We start from the raw sequence: 776 nt of genomic DNA on the forward strand, positions 1-776 counted from the left end.
TCCTGGTCGGCAGCGCTGTTGGTCAGGTGGTGCGCCACGATGACCTGCGCGGTCGCGTCCACCGCGGCCTGGGCGTTGTAGGCCTGCACGAAACCGTCGCGGCCCTTCATGATCCGGCTCTCGGGATCGGTGAAGTTGCGCTGGGCGCTGGGCTTCGGCTCGCCGGGCGGGTGCTTTGGCTTGCGACCCCGGCGCCCGCGCGGCGAGCCGTCGGCCTTGTTGCCTGGATTCGGCTTGGCAGCCTCGGCAGCCCGCGCCTCAGCCTCGAGCTCCGCCTTGGCGGCCCGGATCCGCTCCAGGCGCCGCTGCTTGTCGCGCATCCAGGTCGGCATCTCGTCGCCGCGCCGGTCAGTCCCGAGGGCGGCGTCCTCTGCGGCATCGGTGTCCTCGGCCTGCGCCAGCCAGCCCTCGACCTCGGCGGCCAGCTCGGCCTCGGCCGGGCCCATCCGGCCGTAGCTCATGGCCTTGTGCTTGGAGGCCTTGGCCCGCAGCTTGGTGCCGTCCACTGCGACATGGCCGAGCCTGACCAGGCCGGCACGCCGGCACAAGGCGAGGACCTGCACGAAGAGCCCGGCCAGCGCCGCGAGATGGCGGCGGCGGAACTCGCTGATGGTGCGGAAGTCCGGCCGGTTCAGTGCCGTCACCGCCTGGAAGTCGAGACGCTCTTCGCAGGCGCGCGCGATCCGCCGCGACGAGTAGACGCCCCGGCTGTAGGCGTAGAGCAGCAGCGCCACCATCATCGTCGGGTGGTACGGCGGATAGCCACGGGGCTCGTC

Annotated in this window: 1 protein-coding gene; it reads right to left on the reverse strand. The window is 72.2% G+C overall.

The genetic code is table 11. The features are described from left to right. Positions 1-776: transposase (locus tag H7965_RS30180; protein ID WP_186774120.1), on the reverse strand; the 776-nt coding region annotated here is incomplete at both ends.

The sequence above is a fragment of the Siccirubricoccus deserti genome, from assembly GCF_014283215.1.
GTDB classification, from domain to species: Bacteria; Pseudomonadota; Alphaproteobacteria; order Acetobacterales; family Acetobacteraceae; genus Siccirubricoccus; species Siccirubricoccus deserti.